Source organism: Coprococcus intestinalis, from assembly GCF_023656595.1.
In the GTDB taxonomy this organism is placed as follows: Bacteria; Bacillota; Clostridia; order Lachnospirales; family Lachnospiraceae; genus Coprococcus_A; species Coprococcus_A intestinihominis.
On the sequence record NZ_JAMOKJ010000014.1, the window covers coordinates 20,093 to 38,036 of the forward strand.

Here is a 17,944-nt window from a genome sequence, read left to right on the forward strand (position 1 = left end):
TTCGTTGTGCCTTACGGCCTGATCTTAAAGGCCTTCGAAGATTTCGATGTCAGCACTTTCAGCTGTCAGTTTAACGATAGCTTTCTTTGTCTTTGCTGTCTTACCAAATGTCATACCACGTCTCTTTGTCTTACCATCGTAGTTCATAGTATTAACACTTGCTACCTTTGTTCCAGCGAACATTTTTTCAACAGCTTCTTTAACCTGAGACTTTGTTGCATCCGGATGAACCAGGAATGTATACTTCTTATCAGCCATTGCATTCATACTCTTTTCAGTGATGACTGGTTTGAGGATGACATCATAATATTTTAAATCTGCCATTATGCATAAACCTCCTGAATTGTTGCAACTGCATCCTGTGTCAGTACAAGTGTATCGTACTTCAGAATGTCATATACGTTAATAGTATTTGTAAGAGCAGTCTTTACTGTAGGAACGTTGTTAGCGGATTTGATAACGTTGTCGTTCTTTTCATTTAAAACAACCAGAGCTTTTTCAGCCTTTAAGTTATTCATAACTGCTACGAATTTCTTTGTTTTGATTTCGTCAAGTTCGAAAGAATCAAGAACGATAAGCTTGCTTTCATTAACCTTTGTTGTTAATGCAGACTTAATAGCCAGTCTTCTTTCTTTCTTGTTTAATTTGATTGAATAATCTCTTGGCTTTGGAGCGAATACTACGCCACCGCCTGTCCACTGTGGAGATCTTGTTGAACCCTGTCTTGCATGACCTGTTCCTTTCTGTCTCCATGGCTTTCTGCCGCCGCCGCTTACTTCAGAACGTGTCTTTGCGCTCTGTGTTCCCTGACGGGATGCTGCAAGCTGAGCAACTACTGCCTTGTGCATGAGATTTTCATTAACTTCTACACCAAATACGGCATCATTCAGTTCGATTTCTCCAACCTGATTACCTTCAATATTGTAAACAGATAACTTTGCCATCTGTAATGTCCTCCTTTCTCAAACCAATTAAGCTTTTACTGATTCTTTCAGCATTACTAAAGATTTCTTTGGTCCAGGTACTGCGCCCTTAACCAGGATAAGGTTCTTCTCAGCGTCAACGCTTACAACCTCAAGGTTCTGAACTGTAACTCTTACTGCGCCCATGTGACCTGGCATATGTTTGCCCTTGAATACACGGCCTGGAGTTGTTGCTGATCCGTTAGAACCTGCATGTCTGTGATATTTGGAACCATGAGCCATAGGTCCTCTAGACTGTCCATGTCTCTTGATTGCACCCTGGAAGCCTTTACCTTTTGATTTAGCTGTTGCATCTACTTTGTCGCCAGCAGCGAATACGTCTGCTTTGATTTCCTGACCTAAAGTATAGCTTTCAGCATCTTCCAGTCTGAATTCCTTAAGAAATCTCTTAGCTGTTACGCCAGCTTTTGCAAAATGGCCTTTCTTTGGTTTGTTGACCAGTTTTTCTCTGATGTCGCCAAAACCAACCTGGACTGCACTGTAACCATCATTCTCAACTGTCTTAACCTGTGTTACTACACAAGGGCCAGCCTGAAGAACTGTTACTGGTGTTAAAACTCCGTCTTCACCGAAGACCTGAGTCATACCAACTTTCGTTGTTAAAATTGCTTTCTTCATTAAGAATGCACCTCCTGTTTAAATCTACAGCGGAACGCTATTGCGTTCATCCTAGACGCATTGAGTACATCTTCGACTTTCGTCTGAATCTATATCAACCCAATACCTAAGGATTGTTTTCAATGTTATTATTTTGTTTTCATCTTGATGTCGATGTAAACGCCAGCAGGCATTTCCAGTCTGGATAATGCATCAACTGTTTTCTGATTTGGAGCGATGATATCAATCAGTCTCTTATGTGTACGCTGTTCAAACTGTTCTCTGGAATCTTTGTATTTGTGAACCGCTCTTAAGATTGTAACAACTTCCTTCTTTGTTGGAAGAGGAACTGGACCGCTCACCTTAGATCCTGTTTTCTTTACAGTTTCGATAATTTTACCAGCGCTCTGATCGATTAATTTGTGATCATACGCTTTGAGTGTAATTCTCATTACTTGACTTGCCATAAAAAAAGCCGCCTCCTTTTCGCACTATTCATTAAGTACGACAAGCGGTGACTGTACACTTTCCCGTGTGTTTCCTGATGTCAACACACACCTATTCTGTCTTACATTCTTCTATAGACAGACCTTGTTAACTTTGTACAGTGACTTGTCGCCAGTTTTCAAACTTGACATTCGCTCCACGGAACACCTGCGCAACCCTCGCAGCAACCTCACGCTTCATAGCTATCAATGTCACAAGCTTCTCTAGTATATACCATAAAATATAGGAATGCAAGTGTTTTTTTGAAAAAACTCAAACTTTTTATGTATTTGTTGAAATACACGTAACTGTTCAGAACTAACCTCCAAATGCATTCCGAATCACACGCTTTTTCTGTTTCTTCTATAATATAACACTATCTATCCGCATCCAACTGCCTCCCAAAAGCACCTATCGTCCACATCCTTGCACCCCTATCAAAAACTTCATCTGATTGATATTCAATTCAATTGTATTTATATATTGTAAAAATACGCTGCATTATTTATACTATAATAAGCAAGGATTGCGCATACACACGTATAGCACCCTGCTTTTATTGGATATAGCGTCTGTAACCACGGACCTATTGATTTTATATATTATGGAGGATATTATGTGGACTGCTGATAATTGGAAAGATTATGAAGTCATCGATACCTGCGGCGGTGAAAAGCTTGAACGCTGGGGACAGTACATTCTTGTACGCCCGGACCCGCAGGTCATCTGGAATACACCAAAAACGGATAAACACTGGAAGAAGATGAACGGTCATTACCACCGCAGTAATAAAGGTGGCGGCGAATGGGAGTTTTTTGACCTGCCGGAGCAATGGACGATTCAGTACCACCATCTCGGCCTTTCTTTTAATTTAAAGCCATTCAGCTTCAAACACACCGGTCTGTTCCCAGAACAGGCTGCCAACTGGGACTGGTTCTCTTCTATCATTAAGAAGGCCAACCGCCCTGTGAAGATTCTGAACCTTTTTGCCTACACAGGCGGTGCTACATGTGCGGCTGCCAAAGCCGGCGCCCATGTAACCCATGTAGACGCTTCCAAAGGCATGGTGGGCTGGGCCAAGGAAAATGCCAAACTCTCCGGACTGCCTGAGACAAGTGTCCGCTGGATTGTTGATGACTGCCAGAAGTTTGTAGAACGTGAGATCCGACGCGGCAATCACTATGATGCCATCATCATGGACCCACCATCCTACGGCCGCGGCCCTAAGGGCGAAATCTGGAAGATTGAGACATCCATTTACCCATTCATCCAGTTATGCGAGAAACTGCTCAGCGACAATCCGCTGTTCTTCCTTGTGAACTCCTACACAACCGGACTTCAGCCGGCCGTTCTGACTTACATGCTCTCAACCGCTGTCAAGGCCAATCACGGCGGCCATGTCATCGCCGATGAAGTTGGGCTTCCGGTATCCGGCAATGGACTGGTACTGCCATGCGGTGCTTCAGGACGCTGGGAACACTAAAAACTGCATAGCAAGTCTTTTATGAATTGAGATTTGTTATTCTTACGAAGAAATTTGTAAAATGTAAAAGTAATTTCCCGATTATAGGACTTAATTCCGGGCAACTGACGTTAGTAGTATTACACTCATAAAAACAAGAAAAACGCTGCATATATAAAACAGACTCGACCGATGTTTCATATATGCAGCGTTTTTACTTTTTTACAGATTACAGCCGTAATCGACTACCAGGGCCTGACCTGTCACAGCTTTTGACAGATCACTTGCGAAATAAAGGATCGCATTGGCCTGGTCCACTGCCTCTGCCTTTGGTACACTTCTACAGATATGCTCATTGCATGTCTTCATGAATTCCTGATCAAATGTTGCAATTTCATCTGATGAAAGCAGTGGTGTGATTGTAGGGCCCGGACACACAGCATTACATCTGATACCTTTGCCTGCAAACTGAATAGCCACGTTCTTTGTCATAGCCACAACGGCTGCTTTTGCTGCACTGTAAGCAATACCTGCGTTTGCAAATACACCGCCGATGGAAGAAATGTTAACGATAGAACCTTCTCCCTGTTTTTCCATGTAAACAAGGGCTGCTCTTGACATATAGAAAACAGAATCCTGATTGACAGCAATAATCTGTCTCCACCATTCATCGCTGCATCGTGTGATCGCCATCTGTTTATCGCCGATACCTGCATTGTTGACAAGCACATCGATGCGACCGTATTTCTTTACTGTTTCCTCTGCAATTCTGTCGCAATCTTCTCTGACACTGACATCACCACTGACTGTATAAGCTTCACCGCCTGCTGCGATAATACGATTTGCCACATCTTCCAGCTTTTCTTTTCTGCGGGCAGCAAGAACAACCTTCGCACCTTCTGCTGCTAATACTTCTGCTGTTTTCTCACCAATACCTGAGCTGGCACCTGTTACAATAATGACTTTACCTTCTACTAAACCCATATTAAAAATCCTCCATTTTTCATAAACTTGTTTTTCTAATAGGAAGTTTACCATCCGGTCAGGCCACTGTAAAATACCCATTCATTCATGTCGTATATAACGAAAAATGCATGCTAAAATTTCCACAATTAAATACGTATGCCAGATTTGCCTATAAATTCGAAACAGCATTCAAGTCTGCTTCGCAGGCCAAAAAAGTCCCTGCATTACTGCAGAGACTCCATGCTCTCTTTAAACAAATTGGCAAACAATCGCATCTCATCAAAGGAATGATTCTTCGGCCATGCCACACAGATGGGCATTTTCTGATCCAATTTCAAACAGGACAGATTCCTGTCAAATGCGCCCCTTGACCAGATATCTGAGATGGCAAAGCCTTTATCCAGACTCACATCCAACAGGATTGAATCAATATTGTGGTATTCTTTTGTCTCAGGGATAATGCCTTTATCCTGCAGAAAGCCCAACTGATACGCCTTCGGAATAGAAGTATCCTCCTGCTCAAGAAGCAGCAGTTTCTCCTTTCTGAAATCTTTCACCGTATATTCCTGTCCGTTTTCCGGCGGGCAATGCTTTCTGGAATACAGCAGCACATTCTGAAGGGGCGGCAGATCAAGAAAGGCCATATGTTCCAGCGGCACAATCAGGCCCTTCGGGCAAATACATCCGTCAATCTGATGATTGCGAAGCTGGGACAGCAGCAAACGGTAACTATAAGCCGAAAAAATCATTTTCAATTCTTCACCGCGCGCTGACAACAACGCTTCCATTTCCTCGATCAATGGGAGAACATCCCACCCTTCCGGCACTCCGATATGAACGCTCTTTTCAAGCTGCAGAGACTCTCTCTTCGCCTCCATGGAAAGCTCCGCCAGACGTTTCTCCATCTCGACAAATAAATCATAATATTTCTTCCCGATCGGTGATAAAACAGCTCCTGTTCTTGAACGACAAAAAAGTTCCGCCCCAAACTCATCTTCCAGCCGCGCGATCTGACGGCTTAAAGACGGCTGTGACGTATACAGCACCTGGGCAGCCTTTGTAAAGCTTCCCTGTCTGACAACCTCAAGAAAATACGCTATCTGCTGTGAATTCATATGAGTTTGTCCAGTGTATCCGCCGTGCAGCTCGGTTCAAAATCGTCTGTATCGCTGCAGATTCTTCCGCCGAGGGCAGCCATAATGTTGTGAAGCACTTCCCGAACAGCTTCAATATCACCGGTATCATAACTGATCTGGTACTTTGTCTTAATACCCTGCTCCTCAAACCACTGCTGGTCGGCCGGATCTATAAAACACTCCTCAGCATTCTGAAAAATCAGAGAATCAAAATTCATCTCCACTTCCATCAGATTCAGTTCCGGCCAGATATCTGCCTTTTCAAACCATTTTTCGCCTACCGCTGACTGCAGTTTTCTGGCGTCCATCTCTTCATTAAAGAAATAATAATATTCCACAATCTTTCGCACCGGCTTCTTCGTCATCACAGCCGTAATATCCTTCAACGGCTTTTTACCTGATGATTTTTTCACTGCCGCCGGCTTCTTAAAACCGGATTTCTTGCCGTTCTTTCCACTGGATTTCTTCTTAATCGGATTGCCGTTATTGTCAACATCCGTCACTTTTCCTGTAAAGTTTTTCATATCATGCCTCTTTTCATCATATGTTTGTAAATAAAACCGAGAGTCTACTTACACTGTAAACTCTCGATTATTTTTTATTGTTCAAAACTAATCATTTAATCTACTAAGTAGTATGTGATAATGCCGCTGCCCAATATGTCTCCCTGCTCTCTTTAAACCATCAATACATTCTTTGACTTCATTGGATGTTAATTCATGGTCTTCGTAAGCCGCCATAAGAATACCTATCGTTCCCATGATTTGTAATCCCATTTGAGATGATACATTTCTTCCTTTTGCTTCATCCATCAACAACAACTCTGCATTTAATTCATCTGTCGTCAATTCATTAAATACAGCCGATGGAATTAAAACCTCCCCAAACAATTTCTCAAGTAAATCTAACCGACTGATTTTCAAAAGTGATATCAATGGTGTTGTATCCGATACAACAATCATACCACAGTCTCCTTCTTTTTAAGCATTCTGAAAGTATTCAGTTCTTCATCCAAATCATCCAATGTCATATCAAAGTAAGAATAACCCAACTTATCATATAAATCAATTAATTCGGATTTCCTGATTCCAAGAATTTCTGCTGCACGCCCATGAGATATGGTCTGATTTAATATATATGGGTACAACAATAAAGCATTTCTTGTCAGCTCGGTTTCCGGATTCACTGTTACCAGATATTTCGACATTCCTACCGGAACTTTGATAGTTACAGATTCTGTTGCTACCATAATATCACATCCTTTCTCTTTTCATTATACCTGTTATTCCATTCCTATACAACCAGATTCTCACAATCAAGCGCCGGAAGTTCTGTTTTCAATGTTCGAACAACGCCTCGCAGCACATAAGCCGTCAGCCCCCAGATAATCCAATCTTTATAATAATAAAAATAGACTTTCTTATGTCCATCCCGCCAATGGTAGTTCCGTCCTCCCGGAACCTGATCAAAAGGAAAATCTTCCGGCGGCATCAGGCGCACTGTATTCGTATAAGCCTCCGGTTCCGTTTCCATGAAGAATTTCAGTGGCACGGTAAAAATTTCTGCCACCTCGTTTTTATTATAAGTCATCTCATAATCTGTCAATTCGCACAGATAGACAGAAACCTTATTGTCATAGGCTGTATACAGCGTATCCATCTGCGCAATCATATGAATCTGCTCACGGGATACCTTCAATTCTTCCATCGTCTCACGGATGGCATTCGTCTCCGATGATTCATTGCCATCTCTTGCGCCGCCCGGCAGACAAATCTCTCCCGGCTGCCGCTTCAATCCGCCTGCACGTTTTTCGAAGACAACATGCAGTCCGTCTTCCTGTTTTAGCAGAGCCACCATCACTGCAAACTTACGATATTCATCTTCATCAATGGACTTCGGTATTCTGCCCTTTAATGTCTCAAACATCTCTCTACCATCCTTCTACTCAAACCGAATACCTCTGCTATTAATATTCAATACCTTTGCGCGCTTTGACTCCCTGATCAAAAGGATGCTTGATTTTCTTCATTTCAGTCAGATAATCCGCCCACTCACACAACTGTTCTGACGGATTGCGTCCCGTCAGAACAACCTCCATATCATCCGGAAACTGTTCCAGCATCTCCCTCAATTCATCCTCATTCACAAGTCCTGCATTGCATGCACCAATCACTTCGTCCATCACAAGCATAGAGAAATTCCCCTGTAAAACCATTCGAGTAATATCCCATATATAACGTTCATAAATATCTTTTGCTTCATCCTTCTCTTCATCCGTCATCTGCCAGGTGAAACCAAACTCTGCCGGACAAAGCCAGATCTGCATATTCTCCATATCTTCCATGGCTTCTATTTCACCGGATTTCGCCGGTTTAAGAAATTGTGTAAAAAGCACTCTTCTGCCGCTTCCTGCACACCGTACCGCCAGCCCTACCGCTGCTGTTGTCTTGCCTTTACCATCCCCGGTATAAATATGATGCATGCCTATGCCCCCTCGTAAATTACCATATTATTCATTTTTCTGTATGATCAGCTGATTTTCTTATGATTTATTTTAGCCGTGCGCTACATTTCCTGCCACAAAATCACATGCGATCTGTCTCCTTTTTCACGCATCGCTTTCAGATCGATCAGACGCTGATTCCTGCTGCCCCTGTATAAAAGTTCCAAATCACGTTCAACAATCAGAAATGGGCCATCCACCAAAACATCCACTACATTGAGTAATGCGGTCACATCCGGCTCTGTCTCTGCTCTTTTCAAAAGCTGCTCATACGTATAACCACTGTAACACATTAGATGCATGCCTGCCTTCTTTATCTGCTGACCAAGAATCGCCAGCGGCCCCGGCTGGCAGAAAGGCTCTCCGCCTGAAAAAGTTACCCCGTACAACAGTGGATTCTCCTTGATCTCTGACATGAGTTGACCAAGGGTTACACGTTTGTTCTCTTCAAAACTGTGCGTTTGCGGATTGTGGCATTCCGGACATCCATGCGGACATCCCTGCACAAATATAGTATACCGCAGGCCCGGCCCATCCACAATAGAATCATCCACAATTCCGCTGATATTGAGTGTTTCGGCTTCCCAGTTGTCCATTTTTCTTCTCCCGTTTCTATGTTGACGATAATTTTGAAACCTCCATAGTTCTCGCTACAGTTTTTTATGTCTCAAAATTATCTGTCTTTCTATACAATCTCTGATACCAGAAAAATCGGCCGCTATCGGGCAGCCGATTTTTCTTTTGTGTAGGTTATATTTTAGCCAAGTATATGTCTAGCACTATCACTTAACTAATAGTTTATATGTTCCTTAGTTCAGGCCATGTTTTACGCGGTCGTGTTCTTCTGCACGTTTTGCGTCGTTGAATCGGTCTGTTGTACCTACAAGGTAACCTGTGATTCGACGGATTCTTTCAAATTTCACGCCTTCACCTACTACTGCACTATTTGCTGCTGCATCCGCATTCCTGAGTTCTTCTCCAGTCATGTTCAATTCCTCCTGCCATAATTTCTTCATCCGTGTACACCGGTACATTCGGATATTTCTTTCTGAGTTCCTTAAGGAAAGCCAGGCTGACCGGTTCTCCTTCTTTACGTCCGCATCGCGGACAGATATCATCTATAACGCCTGTGTATCCACACACCGGATCACGGTCTACCGGATGGTTCACGGAACCATAACCGATGCCCTGCTCCTTCATGTATCGGATCACAGATTCAAATGCCTTCAGGTTCTTACATGTGTCACCGTCCAACTCGACATAGCTGATATGTCCCGCATTGGTCAGTGCATGATAAGGTGCCTCCAGCTGAATTTTCTTATAAGCCTTAATCGGATAATAAACAGGCACATGGAATGAGTTAGTATAGTACTCTCTGTCTGTTACGCCCGGAATCTTGCCGTATTTCTTCTGATCAATCCGGACAAAACGACCGCTTAAACCTTCTGCCGGTGTTGCCAGCAATGTAAAGTTCAGGCCTGTCTTCCGGGATTCTTCATCCATACGATTGCGCATATGACCGATGATCTCAAGTCCCAGCTTCTGGGATGCTTCTGATTCACCATGATGCTTGCCTGTCAGTGCCTTCAATGTCTCTGCCAGACCAATGAATCCGACGCTCAATGTACCATGCTTCAGAACCTCTGCTACACTATCATCCATATCCAGATGTTCTGAATCAATCCAGATACCCTGTCCCATCAGGAACGGATAGTTTCTGACAACCTTGGAGCACTGAATCTTGAAACGGTGCATCAGCTGACGGATAACAAGATCTATCATATCATCCAATGACTTGAAAAACTTGTCAATGTCGCCATGGGCTTCGATACCCAGACGTGGCAGGTTAATGGATGTGAAGCTTAAATTGCCTCTGCCGCAGGTTACTTCCTTGGTCGGATCGTAGACATTGCCCATAACCCTTGTACGGCAACCCATGTAAGCAACTTCTGTATTATAATCACCCGGACGATAATACTGAAGATTAAACGGCGCATCAATAAAACTGAAGTTTGGGAACAGACGCTGCGCAGAAGTCTTTAAAGCCAACTGGAACAAGTCATAGTTCGGATCACCCGGATTGAAATTCACACCTTCCTTGACCTTAAAAATCTGAACCGGGAAGATTGGGGTCTCTCCGCCGCCAAGGCCATCCTCTGTAGCTGTCAACAGATTCCTGATCACCATTCTGGCTTCCTCGGATGTATCTGTGCCGTAATTAACAGAGCTGAACGGCACCTGGGCACCGGCACGGGAATTCATAGTATTCAGATTATGGATCAGGGCCTCCATTGCCTGATGGGTTTGCTTCTCTGTCGTCTTCAACGCTTCAGCAACAGCAAAATCATGTGCCTTCTTCAAATCTTCCTCTGAAATTCCCTCAGGTTTCAGTGCCAGCAAAGCTTTGCCGTAGGCATCCATATTGGCAATGCGCAGTTCCTCTGTAATCTCGGATTTCGCACGGGCAATGATAGCAGCTGCCTGTCCATCATCAATACCTGCCTCCAGCCGCATGCTGGCTGCCAGCCATGTATAATATTCCTTGGCATACGTCTTCTTCACGCCGTCTGCCATCGCATAATCAAAGTTCGGAATGCTCTGTCCGCCATGCATCTCGTTCTGATTGGCCTGGATCGTGATACATGCCAGTGCTGCATAGCTGATAATGGACTGAGGCTCTCTCAGATGCCCATGGCCGGTTGAAAAGCCATTCTTAAACAACTTGATCAGGTCAATCTGACAGCAAGTCTCTGTCAGCATATAGAAATCCTTGTCATGGATATGGATATCACCGTTGATATGGGCTGCTGCGATATCCTTCGGCAAAACATAATTATCAACGAAATACTTCGCACCTTCTGAACCGTATTTCAGCATTGTACCCATGGCCGTATCACCATCAATATTTGCGTTTTCTCGCTTGATATCTTCATCCATGGCACTGGAATAGGTCAGCTTGGAATAAATATCCATCAGATCGGATTCCGTCTGACGGATCTTCGTGTGCTCAGCACGATAGAGAATGTATGCCTTGGCAGTCTTCGCATAATCAAAACGGATCAACGTCTCCTCCACAACATCCTGTACATGCTCAACTGTGACAACTTCATCCGGGTTCAGCTGACTGCACACTTTCTGTGTCAGGTAAGACAGATCAGCCGGTTCCATCACCTCATCTTCAACTGCCATATTGGCTCTGCTGATAGCATTCAGAATCTTCACTGAATCAAACGCCACCATCTGGCCATTTCTTTTTTGTATCTTCTCTATCATCCGTTTACGCTCCCTCTATAGTCTATTTGCTATAAGCTATAAGCCTTCAATCGCACATGATCTGCGCTGTTTTCCGGTCCTAAGACTTTATTTTGAATTTGTTTTATGTTCGTATATATGGTGCTTATAAATCTTACACGATACAACATTTAGTATTATATTGTGATTTCAATAGAATGTCAATGTTATTGACAGTGTTTTATAATTTCATACTTCATACTGTATACAGTTGCTCCTGTTCCACTTACCGATTCAGTATCTCCCATATATCCGACGGCCGATCTGCAATCGCTACAGGATCGTATGATGCCAGTAATTCACGCTCTCTGAATCCCCAGCTCACCAGTATACAGTCCATTCCTGCATTGCGGGCTGTCGCAGCATCCACCTCAGAATCTCCGATGTACACAGCATGTTCAACGGTGGAACCCAGACGCTCCAAGGCTGTAAAAACTGTGTCCGGCGCAGGTTTCTTCCTGATCCCGGCAGCCTCATTCTCACCAATAGATACCGGAAGCAATTCTCCGAAATAACATCTGCTGAGCTGACATACGGCGTCATGAAACTTGTTGGACACAATGGCCATCTTGAAGTGTTCTGCCTGCAGCTGCTTCAAAAGTTCAGGTATTCCGTCATAGGCACGTGTTTTCACCTCTGAATGTGCGGCATAGTAGGCTTTAAACCACTCATAGATTGCCTGAAAATCCTTTGCTTCCTTTCCTTCCGGCACTGCCCGGTCCATCAGATTCAGCACGCCGTTGCCGACAAACTGACGTACTTCATCCAATGTCCGCTCCGGTCTTCCAAAATGCTTCAGCGCTGCATTGACACCATCTGCCAGATCCTCCAGTGTATTTAACAGTGTTCCATCCAGGTCAAAAATAACCGTATCATATCGTCTGCTCATTTTTACCTCCGTTGTACCGAAAAATTTCCGTAATGCCTATTATACACCTTTTTATTTTCCCTGCACAGTATTTTTTGCTCAATACTTTGCCATTTACTGGTAGAACCAGTTTGTTTCGTTTATACACATTTCTTTTCAAAATGTCGTTTTTATTGGTCATCCTTTTTCCGAATCTCTTTTCTTATCTGATCCTTTGCCAATATGCCTCTTGATTTTTGAAAAAAACGCTGTATAGTAGTATCCATGATATAGATTAATACATTTTAATAGGAAGAAAGAGGCGATTTAAATGACTGACAGAAAACATATAGATCCTACAATTTATACCACACGTCCTACGGATGAGCGTCTCGAGAAAGAAAATCGCGTTTACGATCTTCTTGAAGAATTGAGCATACCTTTTGTCCGCATTGACCACGACGCTATGAACACCATTGATGAATGCCAGGATGTTGACAAGTTTCTGGGTGTCGAGATTTGTAAGAACCTGTTCCTCTGTAATTCACAGAAGACGAAGTTCTACCTTCTGATGATGCCGGGACACAAGAAATTCGTCACACGGGATTTCTGCAAACAGATCAATTCATCCAGATTATCCTTTGCTCCGCCGGAATATATGGAAGCCTATCTTGATCTGACCCCGGGCTCTGCAAGTATTCTCGGACTGATGAATGATCACGAGCACCATGTTCAGCTTGTCATGGATCAGGAAGTTGTCGATCAGCCATTGATCGGATGCCACCCATGCATCAACACTTCCAGCCTCACATTGGCCACCAACGACGTTCTGAACAAGTTTCTGCCGTATACGAACCACGACGTTCTTTACGTCAATCTCTAAGTATATTGTTTATGCACACTGCATAATTCTGATGTATATGTCAAAAGACTGCCGATATGATGAACCATCTGCATCATCATATGGACAGTCTTTTCTTCAAGGCAATTTTCATTCCCTGTGCCGCTACATCTGCTTGCGCACAATCTTGTACTCATCCCCCATCTGAAAATACGGGCAGTTATAGTAGGTATCCTGCATGAAATGGGCCATTTCATCCTCATCCAGATCCACTTCACAGGTATAGCACTCATAATCTTCATCATAGGTATAATTCATACATATATCGCAGCTTGAGATTCTTTTCTTTTCTGTTTTCTTGTTCATCATCCGTTTCCCTCAAAAATAATATTTACATTTGTGCTATTTTGGTGTAAACTAAATCCATTAATGACTATTACTTGTTTAAAAGAAGGTTTTTCCATGTGTCTATTATACCACGCATTCAGACAACGGAATATTTTTTATCACTATATTTATTGAAGGAAGATGGATTTTATTCATCTTCCTTTTTTGTTTTATCACAGCAAAGGAGTAACACAGCATGCAAAAGAACATCTCAAAAACCCTTCACAATTTTTTGATCATTTCCCTGGGCAATCTGATTTATACTGTCGCTGTTGCCTTTTTTATTCTTCCGAATAATCTGATCACCGGCGGCACAACAGGACTGGCGCTTTTCGGTCAATATATGTTCCATATACCGATCACAGCCTTTGTCTATGTCTTCAATATTGCCATGTTCCTTCTCGGTGCCTGGGTCCTCGGCAAAGCATTTGCCCTGACAACAATCCTCAGCACATTTGAGTATCCGTTTTTCTTAAGCATTCTGCAGCTGCTGTCCAGCCGTGTAGGCCCTCTGACAGATGACATGATGCTTGCCACCCTTTTTGCCGGTGCAGGTATCGGTATCGGACTCGGGCTTGTTATTCAGGCCGGTGCCTCCACAGGCGGTATGGATATTCCACCCCTTGTCATTGAGAAGAAGCTCGGTTTCCCGGTTTCCGTCAGTCTGTATTTATTTGATTTCTGCATACTCATCCTGCAGATTTTCATTTCGGACAGAGAACAAGTGCTCTACGGCATCCTTCTGGTTGTTCTTTACACCGTTATCCTGGATCGCCTGCTCATCAACGGCAAACGTCAGATTCAGCTGAAGATCATCAGTCCGGAGTATCAGCAAATCAACAAAAAAATCCAGACAGATCTGGATCGCGGAACAACCCTCCTTTCTATCGAAGGCGGTTATACCGGCCGGCCAACCTATGCTGTACTGACGGTTGTCTCCCCCCGTGAACTTTTTAAACTTCAGGAGCTGATCCATGCCACTGACCCAAACGCCTTCATTACCATCAATGAAGTCCGTGAAGTTCGCGGCCGCGGTTTCTCCCTGCAGAAGGAATATCACTAGTAAACAGGACATCCTTCCAGATGTTCTAAATATACAAAAGGCATTTCCCCAATGAAGAGAAATGCCTTTTTGTTATTTGACACCGGTACGTGTGCCCGCTTTGAGTGCACCTTTATCGCATCTGTTGCCCCATGAATCAATCAGCATGTCATCTCTGTATACACAGATGATCTCGCAATTATTCGGACAGCGTCCGCAGTTAATCTCTCTTGTCTTAAATACCATATCTTCAACAGAGAAATCAAAGACTTTCTTCTTATTACCCTTTCCTGCCAAAATCGCAATACCGAGGGCACCCATGAGATGTCCGTTCTCATCCACGATGATATCACAGCCCAGCGCCTTCTTAAAAGCCTCCACAACACCGATATTCTTGCTCACACCGCCCTGGAATACAACCGGTGAAACAATCTTCTTGCCTTTACCCACATTGTTCAGATAGTTGTTGACAACAGAACGGCAGAGACCGGCAATAATATCCTCTTTGGTATGGCCCATCTGGATCTTATGCACCAGATCCGATTCCGCAAAAACCGTACATCTTGCCGCCAACTGCGTAGGGTGTTTGGATGTCAGAGCGATCTTGCCGAAATCTTCGACTTCCACGCCCAGACGCTTTGCCTGGCTTGAAAGGAAAGAACCTGTTCCGGCTGCACACAACGTATTCATCGCATAATCCACAGCAACGCCGTTTTCCACAAGGATAATCTTGGAATCCTGTCCGCCGATCTCAAGAATCGTCCGTACATCCGGATAAAGTGTAGTTGTTCCCACTGCATGGGCCGTGATCTCATTCTTCACCATGGTTGCGCCCAGCATGGCACCTACCAGCTTTCTGGCACTGCCTGTCGTACCTGTTGCCACGATCTGATATTTCTCTTTGTCAAACTGCTTCTCCAGAAGCTCGATCAGTTTTCTCGCTGCACCCATCGGATCGCCTTCTGTCCAAATATATTCACTGGCCAGAATCTTGTAATTTTTATCTATAATAACACCTTTGGTCGAAATCGAACCTATATCAACACCAAGATATGCCTCTTCCATTTAGACAACCTTCTTTCTCATACTTATCATGTCGTAAAATGCTTCCACACGGGTCTCAAGTCCCGTATCACTTGTCTGTGAATCGTAAGTCAGGTATAATACCGGTATCTTATAATCCGCACTGATATTCTGAAGAATCGGCATAACGTCAATCTCCGGTGTACAGCCTGCAGATTTCACATGAATGATACCATCAAAGCCATTGACCGCATAATTCTTCGCACACCAGATATTGGCTGTGGATGTCGGTCCCATCTCATACTGACAATATTCGGCAATCTGAACGCCAAGATTCTTCTGTCCCTTATAGTGCAGATTTCGATTGGTAATATTCATCCAGCGATGCACTTCCACACCCATATCCGCCAGCTTCTGTTCAAGATCCAGATTGGAGAAAGGATCCATGATGGTAAAATATTCTCCGACGATACCCACTCTTAAAGGCTGCTCCGGCTTGTCCATCGGAATACGGTTAAATTCACGTTTTGCTTCGCGATAGCCTTCCTCCACATCCTTCTTGGACTTCGCCATATTCATCGCCAGATAAAATCTGTTCAACGCTTTCTTATAGTCACCTTTGTTGAGTTCAAAACCGCAATTTCTGTAGTATTCTGCCTCAATCTCATCGATATATTCCACCATCTTCAGACCCTCTGCAGCGGCCAGTGTAAACTTTGCCAGACTCATCTTCGGATTGATCCGACGCAGCGCCTTCAGATAATCTCTGTTCTTGCCCGTTGTATATTCTGCCAGATTGATCATCTCAAAATTATAGCCGAGATCACGGATAATCTGTTCCTGAAGTTCGCCGTAATAACCCAGGCGGCATAATCCCATGGTCATAACCAGGGTATCTGCACCTGCTTCCAGTGCATCGATCATACTTCCTAATGTGCTTTTAAAAGGTGCACAGACATAATCCGGGCTGTATCTCGAACCAATCTCCAGTGTCCGCCTTGTCATCTTCGGCGGCATGATAAACTGCGCGTCCAGACCGCATTCCACAAAGTAGCGAACCACACTGTTGTAATTAGCTACCATTGGAAATGACACCTTCTTTTTTCCTATGTCCATTACAGTACCCCCTTCTTCAGCTTCAGGATATCCGTGAAGCTCTCAAGTCTCGTCTCCAGTCCAGCGGTACCATCCTGATTGTCCAAAACAATATTCAGAATCGGAAGTCCGGTGAACTTACGAATGATCATCTCATTCACCATAGAATCCGGTCCGCACGGAAATGCGCTGAGGAGAATCAGACCATCCACCTTGTCACGATACATCTGGATACTGCCCACCAGTTCACGGCTCAGCTCCCACTTCAGCGTCTTTGATACCTTCGCACTCTGCTTCAGTGCTTCCTTACGATCTACAACATCTGCGCGGATCGGCGTCACTTCCATACCCTTCAGGTAATCAATAACAGGCTGTCCGATGTAAGCATCGCCTAACACATAGCTGTGGGCAACAATCAATACCTTAATACCCTGTGACTTATACAAAGCTTCCTCTTCGTGAACCTTCTTCTTCCAGTCTTCACTTTCGTTCCTCTTCGCCCTCTTATAAGCCTTCTGTGCCGTCTTCCTATCATAGCCGAGAGCTGTTCCGAGATCCACAAAAGCCTTCTCTTCATCAATCTTCTGAAGGGCATCTACATTGTAGGCAACAAACTTCTGATCCGTATTACGGAACACATTACAGACAACGTCATATAGTGATTCAAACTTCGTACACATATTCCGGTGCAGACCGAAATTGCTGATTCTCGGAACAAGAATATAATCACACTTTCCGATCAGCGACTGAATATGGCCCAGATAAATCTTGGTGGAAAGACAGGCTTCATCAATTGCCAGTGCTGAGCCCGCTTCAATCATCGCTTTATTGGTAGGCTTGCTGACAATACCCTTCATACCCAACGCTGAAAAAAATGACTTCCACAACACTTCATAACGATCATACAGCATCGCCCTTGGCAGTCCGATCACAGGTGCCTTCACACTGATGGCTGCCGTACTGTTTCTTTCCTTCATCTCTATATCCTTTCTGTGTATGCACATCTAAAATTCATTTCACTTTTTCTTTGCGTCAGCGGCCTTTTCCGCCTCCTGCACACTATATTATCATTTTAATGAAACGTAATGTCAACATACGATTTTCACCATTTGTCGCATACATTTTACTGACATTTCCCGACTGTTTTTTCTTATGATTTTTCCTTGAAAAATATCTGTTTTCATAAATTCAGAGCACAGAAAAGCTGATGCCTTATTCTCTGTGCATCAGCTTCTCTTATTGCTTATCAATACGCTTTGTGTCCTATGTATAATCCCGGCAAAGT

The 17,944-nt window shown here is 43.7% G+C and carries 22 protein-coding genes; 3 read left to right on the forward strand and 19 right to left on the reverse strand.

Translation table 11 applies throughout. The annotated features are described in order from the left end of the window. Positions 1-24 precede the first annotated feature (24 nt). The 4 genes from rplW to rpsJ form a co-directional block, all read right to left on the reverse strand. A complete protein-coding gene (gene rplW, locus NBH03_RS10925) occupies positions 25-324 on the reverse strand; it encodes a 50S ribosomal protein L23 (RefSeq protein ID WP_015513758.1) in 300 nt (99 codons plus the stop codon). Continuing rightward, a complete protein-coding gene (gene rplD, locus NBH03_RS10930; protein WP_015513759.1) occupies positions 324-944 on the reverse strand; it encodes a 50S ribosomal protein L4 in 621 nt (206 codons plus the stop codon). Before rplD ends, rplW begins: the two co-directional genes overlap by 1 nt. A 27-nt stretch (positions 945-971) precedes the next feature. Beyond that, entirely contained in the window at positions 972-1,601 is a 630-nt protein-coding gene (gene rplC / locus NBH03_RS10935) for a 50S ribosomal protein L3 (protein ID WP_250799597.1), read from the reverse strand. Between the two features lie 128 nt (positions 1,602-1,729). Then, the gene (gene rpsJ, locus NBH03_RS10940) at positions 1,730-2,047 is read right to left on the reverse strand and encodes a 30S ribosomal protein S10 (protein WP_015513761.1); all 318 of its coding nucleotides are present in this window, start codon (positions 2,045-2,047) and stop codon (positions 1,730-1,732) included. 635 nt (positions 2,048-2,682) lie between these two features. Here rpsJ and NBH03_RS10945 point away from each other — a divergent pair. After that, a complete protein-coding gene (locus NBH03_RS10945) occupies positions 2,683-3,549 on the forward strand; it encodes a class I SAM-dependent methyltransferase (protein WP_250799598.1) in 867 nt (288 codons plus the stop codon). A 201-nt stretch (positions 3,550-3,750) separates the two neighbouring features. Here the strand turns inward: NBH03_RS10945 and NBH03_RS10950 are convergent, their stop codons facing one another. From NBH03_RS10950 to NBH03_RS11000, 11 genes are all read right to left on the reverse strand, one after another. After that, positions 3,751-4,512 carry an SDR family NAD(P)-dependent oxidoreductase gene (locus NBH03_RS10950; protein ID WP_215689071.1) on the reverse strand — a complete coding sequence of 254 codons (762 nt, stop codon included), beginning with the start codon at positions 4,510-4,512 and terminating at the stop codon, positions 3,751-3,753. Positions 4,513-4,718: 206 nt separating this feature from the next. Beyond that, positions 4,719-5,609 (reverse strand): LysR family transcriptional regulator, encoded by an 891-nt coding sequence (locus NBH03_RS10955; protein WP_250799599.1) that lies wholly within the window; start codon positions 5,607-5,609, stop codon positions 4,719-4,721. Beyond that, positions 5,606-6,154 (reverse strand): hypothetical protein, encoded by a 549-nt coding sequence (locus NBH03_RS10960; RefSeq protein ID WP_227082006.1) that lies wholly within the window; start codon positions 6,152-6,154, stop codon positions 5,606-5,608. Before NBH03_RS10960 ends, NBH03_RS10955 begins: the two co-directional genes overlap by 4 nt. A gap of 87 nt (positions 6,155-6,241) precedes the next feature. Further along, complete coding sequence (locus NBH03_RS10965) at positions 6,242-6,592, reverse strand: PIN domain-containing protein (protein ID WP_250799600.1); 351 nt, start codon at positions 6,590-6,592, stop codon at positions 6,242-6,244. Beyond that, complete coding sequence (locus NBH03_RS10970) at positions 6,589-6,879, reverse strand: UPF0175 family protein (RefSeq protein WP_117540834.1); 291 nt, start codon at positions 6,877-6,879, stop codon at positions 6,589-6,591. Before NBH03_RS10970 ends, NBH03_RS10965 begins: the two co-directional genes overlap by 4 nt. Before the next feature lie 44 nt (positions 6,880-6,923). Next, positions 6,924-7,556, reverse strand: a complete 633-nt coding sequence (locus tag NBH03_RS10975; protein WP_250799601.1) for an NUDIX hydrolase — start codon at positions 7,554-7,556, stop codon at positions 6,924-6,926. Positions 7,557-7,596: 40 nt separating this feature from the next. After that, positions 7,597-8,112 carry a cob(I)yrinic acid a,c-diamide adenosyltransferase gene (locus NBH03_RS10980; protein WP_250799602.1) on the reverse strand — a complete coding sequence of 172 codons (516 nt, stop codon included), beginning with the start codon at positions 8,110-8,112 and terminating at the stop codon, positions 7,597-7,599. A gap of 83 nt (positions 8,113-8,195) precedes the next feature. Next, a complete protein-coding gene (gene nrdG, locus NBH03_RS10985) occupies positions 8,196-8,729 on the reverse strand; it encodes an anaerobic ribonucleoside-triphosphate reductase activating protein (protein WP_015513768.1) in 534 nt (177 codons plus the stop codon). Between the two features lie 213 nt (positions 8,730-8,942). Then, positions 8,943-9,119: an anaerobic ribonucleoside-triphosphate reductase gene (gene nrdD, locus NBH03_RS10990; RefSeq protein WP_015513769.1), complete on the reverse strand. Its 177-nt coding sequence runs from the start codon at positions 9,117-9,119 to the stop codon at positions 8,943-8,945. Further along, entirely contained in the window at positions 9,076-11,406 is a 2,331-nt protein-coding gene (locus NBH03_RS10995) for an anaerobic ribonucleoside triphosphate reductase (protein ID WP_250799603.1), read from the reverse strand. Before NBH03_RS10995 ends, nrdD begins: the two co-directional genes overlap by 44 nt. A gap of 244 nt (positions 11,407-11,650) precedes the next feature. Further along, a complete protein-coding gene (locus tag NBH03_RS11000) occupies positions 11,651-12,313 on the reverse strand; it encodes an HAD family hydrolase (protein ID WP_250799604.1) in 663 nt (220 codons plus the stop codon). 289 nt (positions 12,314-12,602) lie between these two features. Between NBH03_RS11000 and NBH03_RS11005 the strand changes: the two genes are divergently transcribed. Next, positions 12,603-13,154 (forward strand): prolyl-tRNA synthetase associated domain-containing protein, encoded by a 552-nt coding sequence (locus NBH03_RS11005; protein ID WP_215689065.1) that lies wholly within the window; start codon positions 12,603-12,605, stop codon positions 13,152-13,154. Between the two features lie 123 nt (positions 13,155-13,277). Here NBH03_RS11005 and NBH03_RS11010 read toward each other — a convergent pair whose 3' ends face one another. Continuing rightward, positions 13,278-13,478: a DUF6472 family protein gene (locus tag NBH03_RS11010; protein ID WP_015513773.1), complete on the reverse strand. Its 201-nt coding sequence runs from the start codon at positions 13,476-13,478 to the stop codon at positions 13,278-13,280. A 217-nt stretch (positions 13,479-13,695) separates the two neighbouring features. Between NBH03_RS11010 and NBH03_RS11015 the strand changes: the two genes are divergently transcribed. After that, a complete protein-coding gene (locus NBH03_RS11015) occupies positions 13,696-14,562 on the forward strand; it encodes a YitT family protein (RefSeq protein ID WP_250799605.1) in 867 nt (288 codons plus the stop codon). Positions 14,563-14,634: 72 nt separating this feature from the next. On the opposite strand, the gene NBH03_RS11020 is transcribed toward NBH03_RS11015, so the two are convergent. From NBH03_RS11020 to NBH03_RS11030, 3 genes are read right to left on the reverse strand one after another with little or no spacing between them, the layout of a single operon-like run. Then, positions 14,635-15,606 carry an acyl-CoA dehydratase activase gene (locus NBH03_RS11020; RefSeq protein ID WP_015513775.1) on the reverse strand — a complete coding sequence of 324 codons (972 nt, stop codon included), beginning with the start codon at positions 15,604-15,606 and terminating at the stop codon, positions 14,635-14,637. After that, positions 15,607-16,680 (reverse strand): 2-hydroxyacyl-CoA dehydratase, encoded by a 1,074-nt coding sequence (locus tag NBH03_RS11025; protein WP_250799606.1) that lies wholly within the window; start codon positions 16,678-16,680, stop codon positions 15,607-15,609. Beyond that, the gene (locus tag NBH03_RS11030; RefSeq protein ID WP_250799607.1) at positions 16,680-17,636 is read right to left on the reverse strand and encodes an acyl-CoA dehydratase activase-related protein; all 957 of its coding nucleotides are present in this window, start codon (positions 17,634-17,636) and stop codon (positions 16,680-16,682) included. The genes NBH03_RS11025 and NBH03_RS11030 overlap by 1 nt, the downstream gene beginning before the upstream one ends. Positions 17,637-17,944 lie beyond the last annotated feature (308 nt).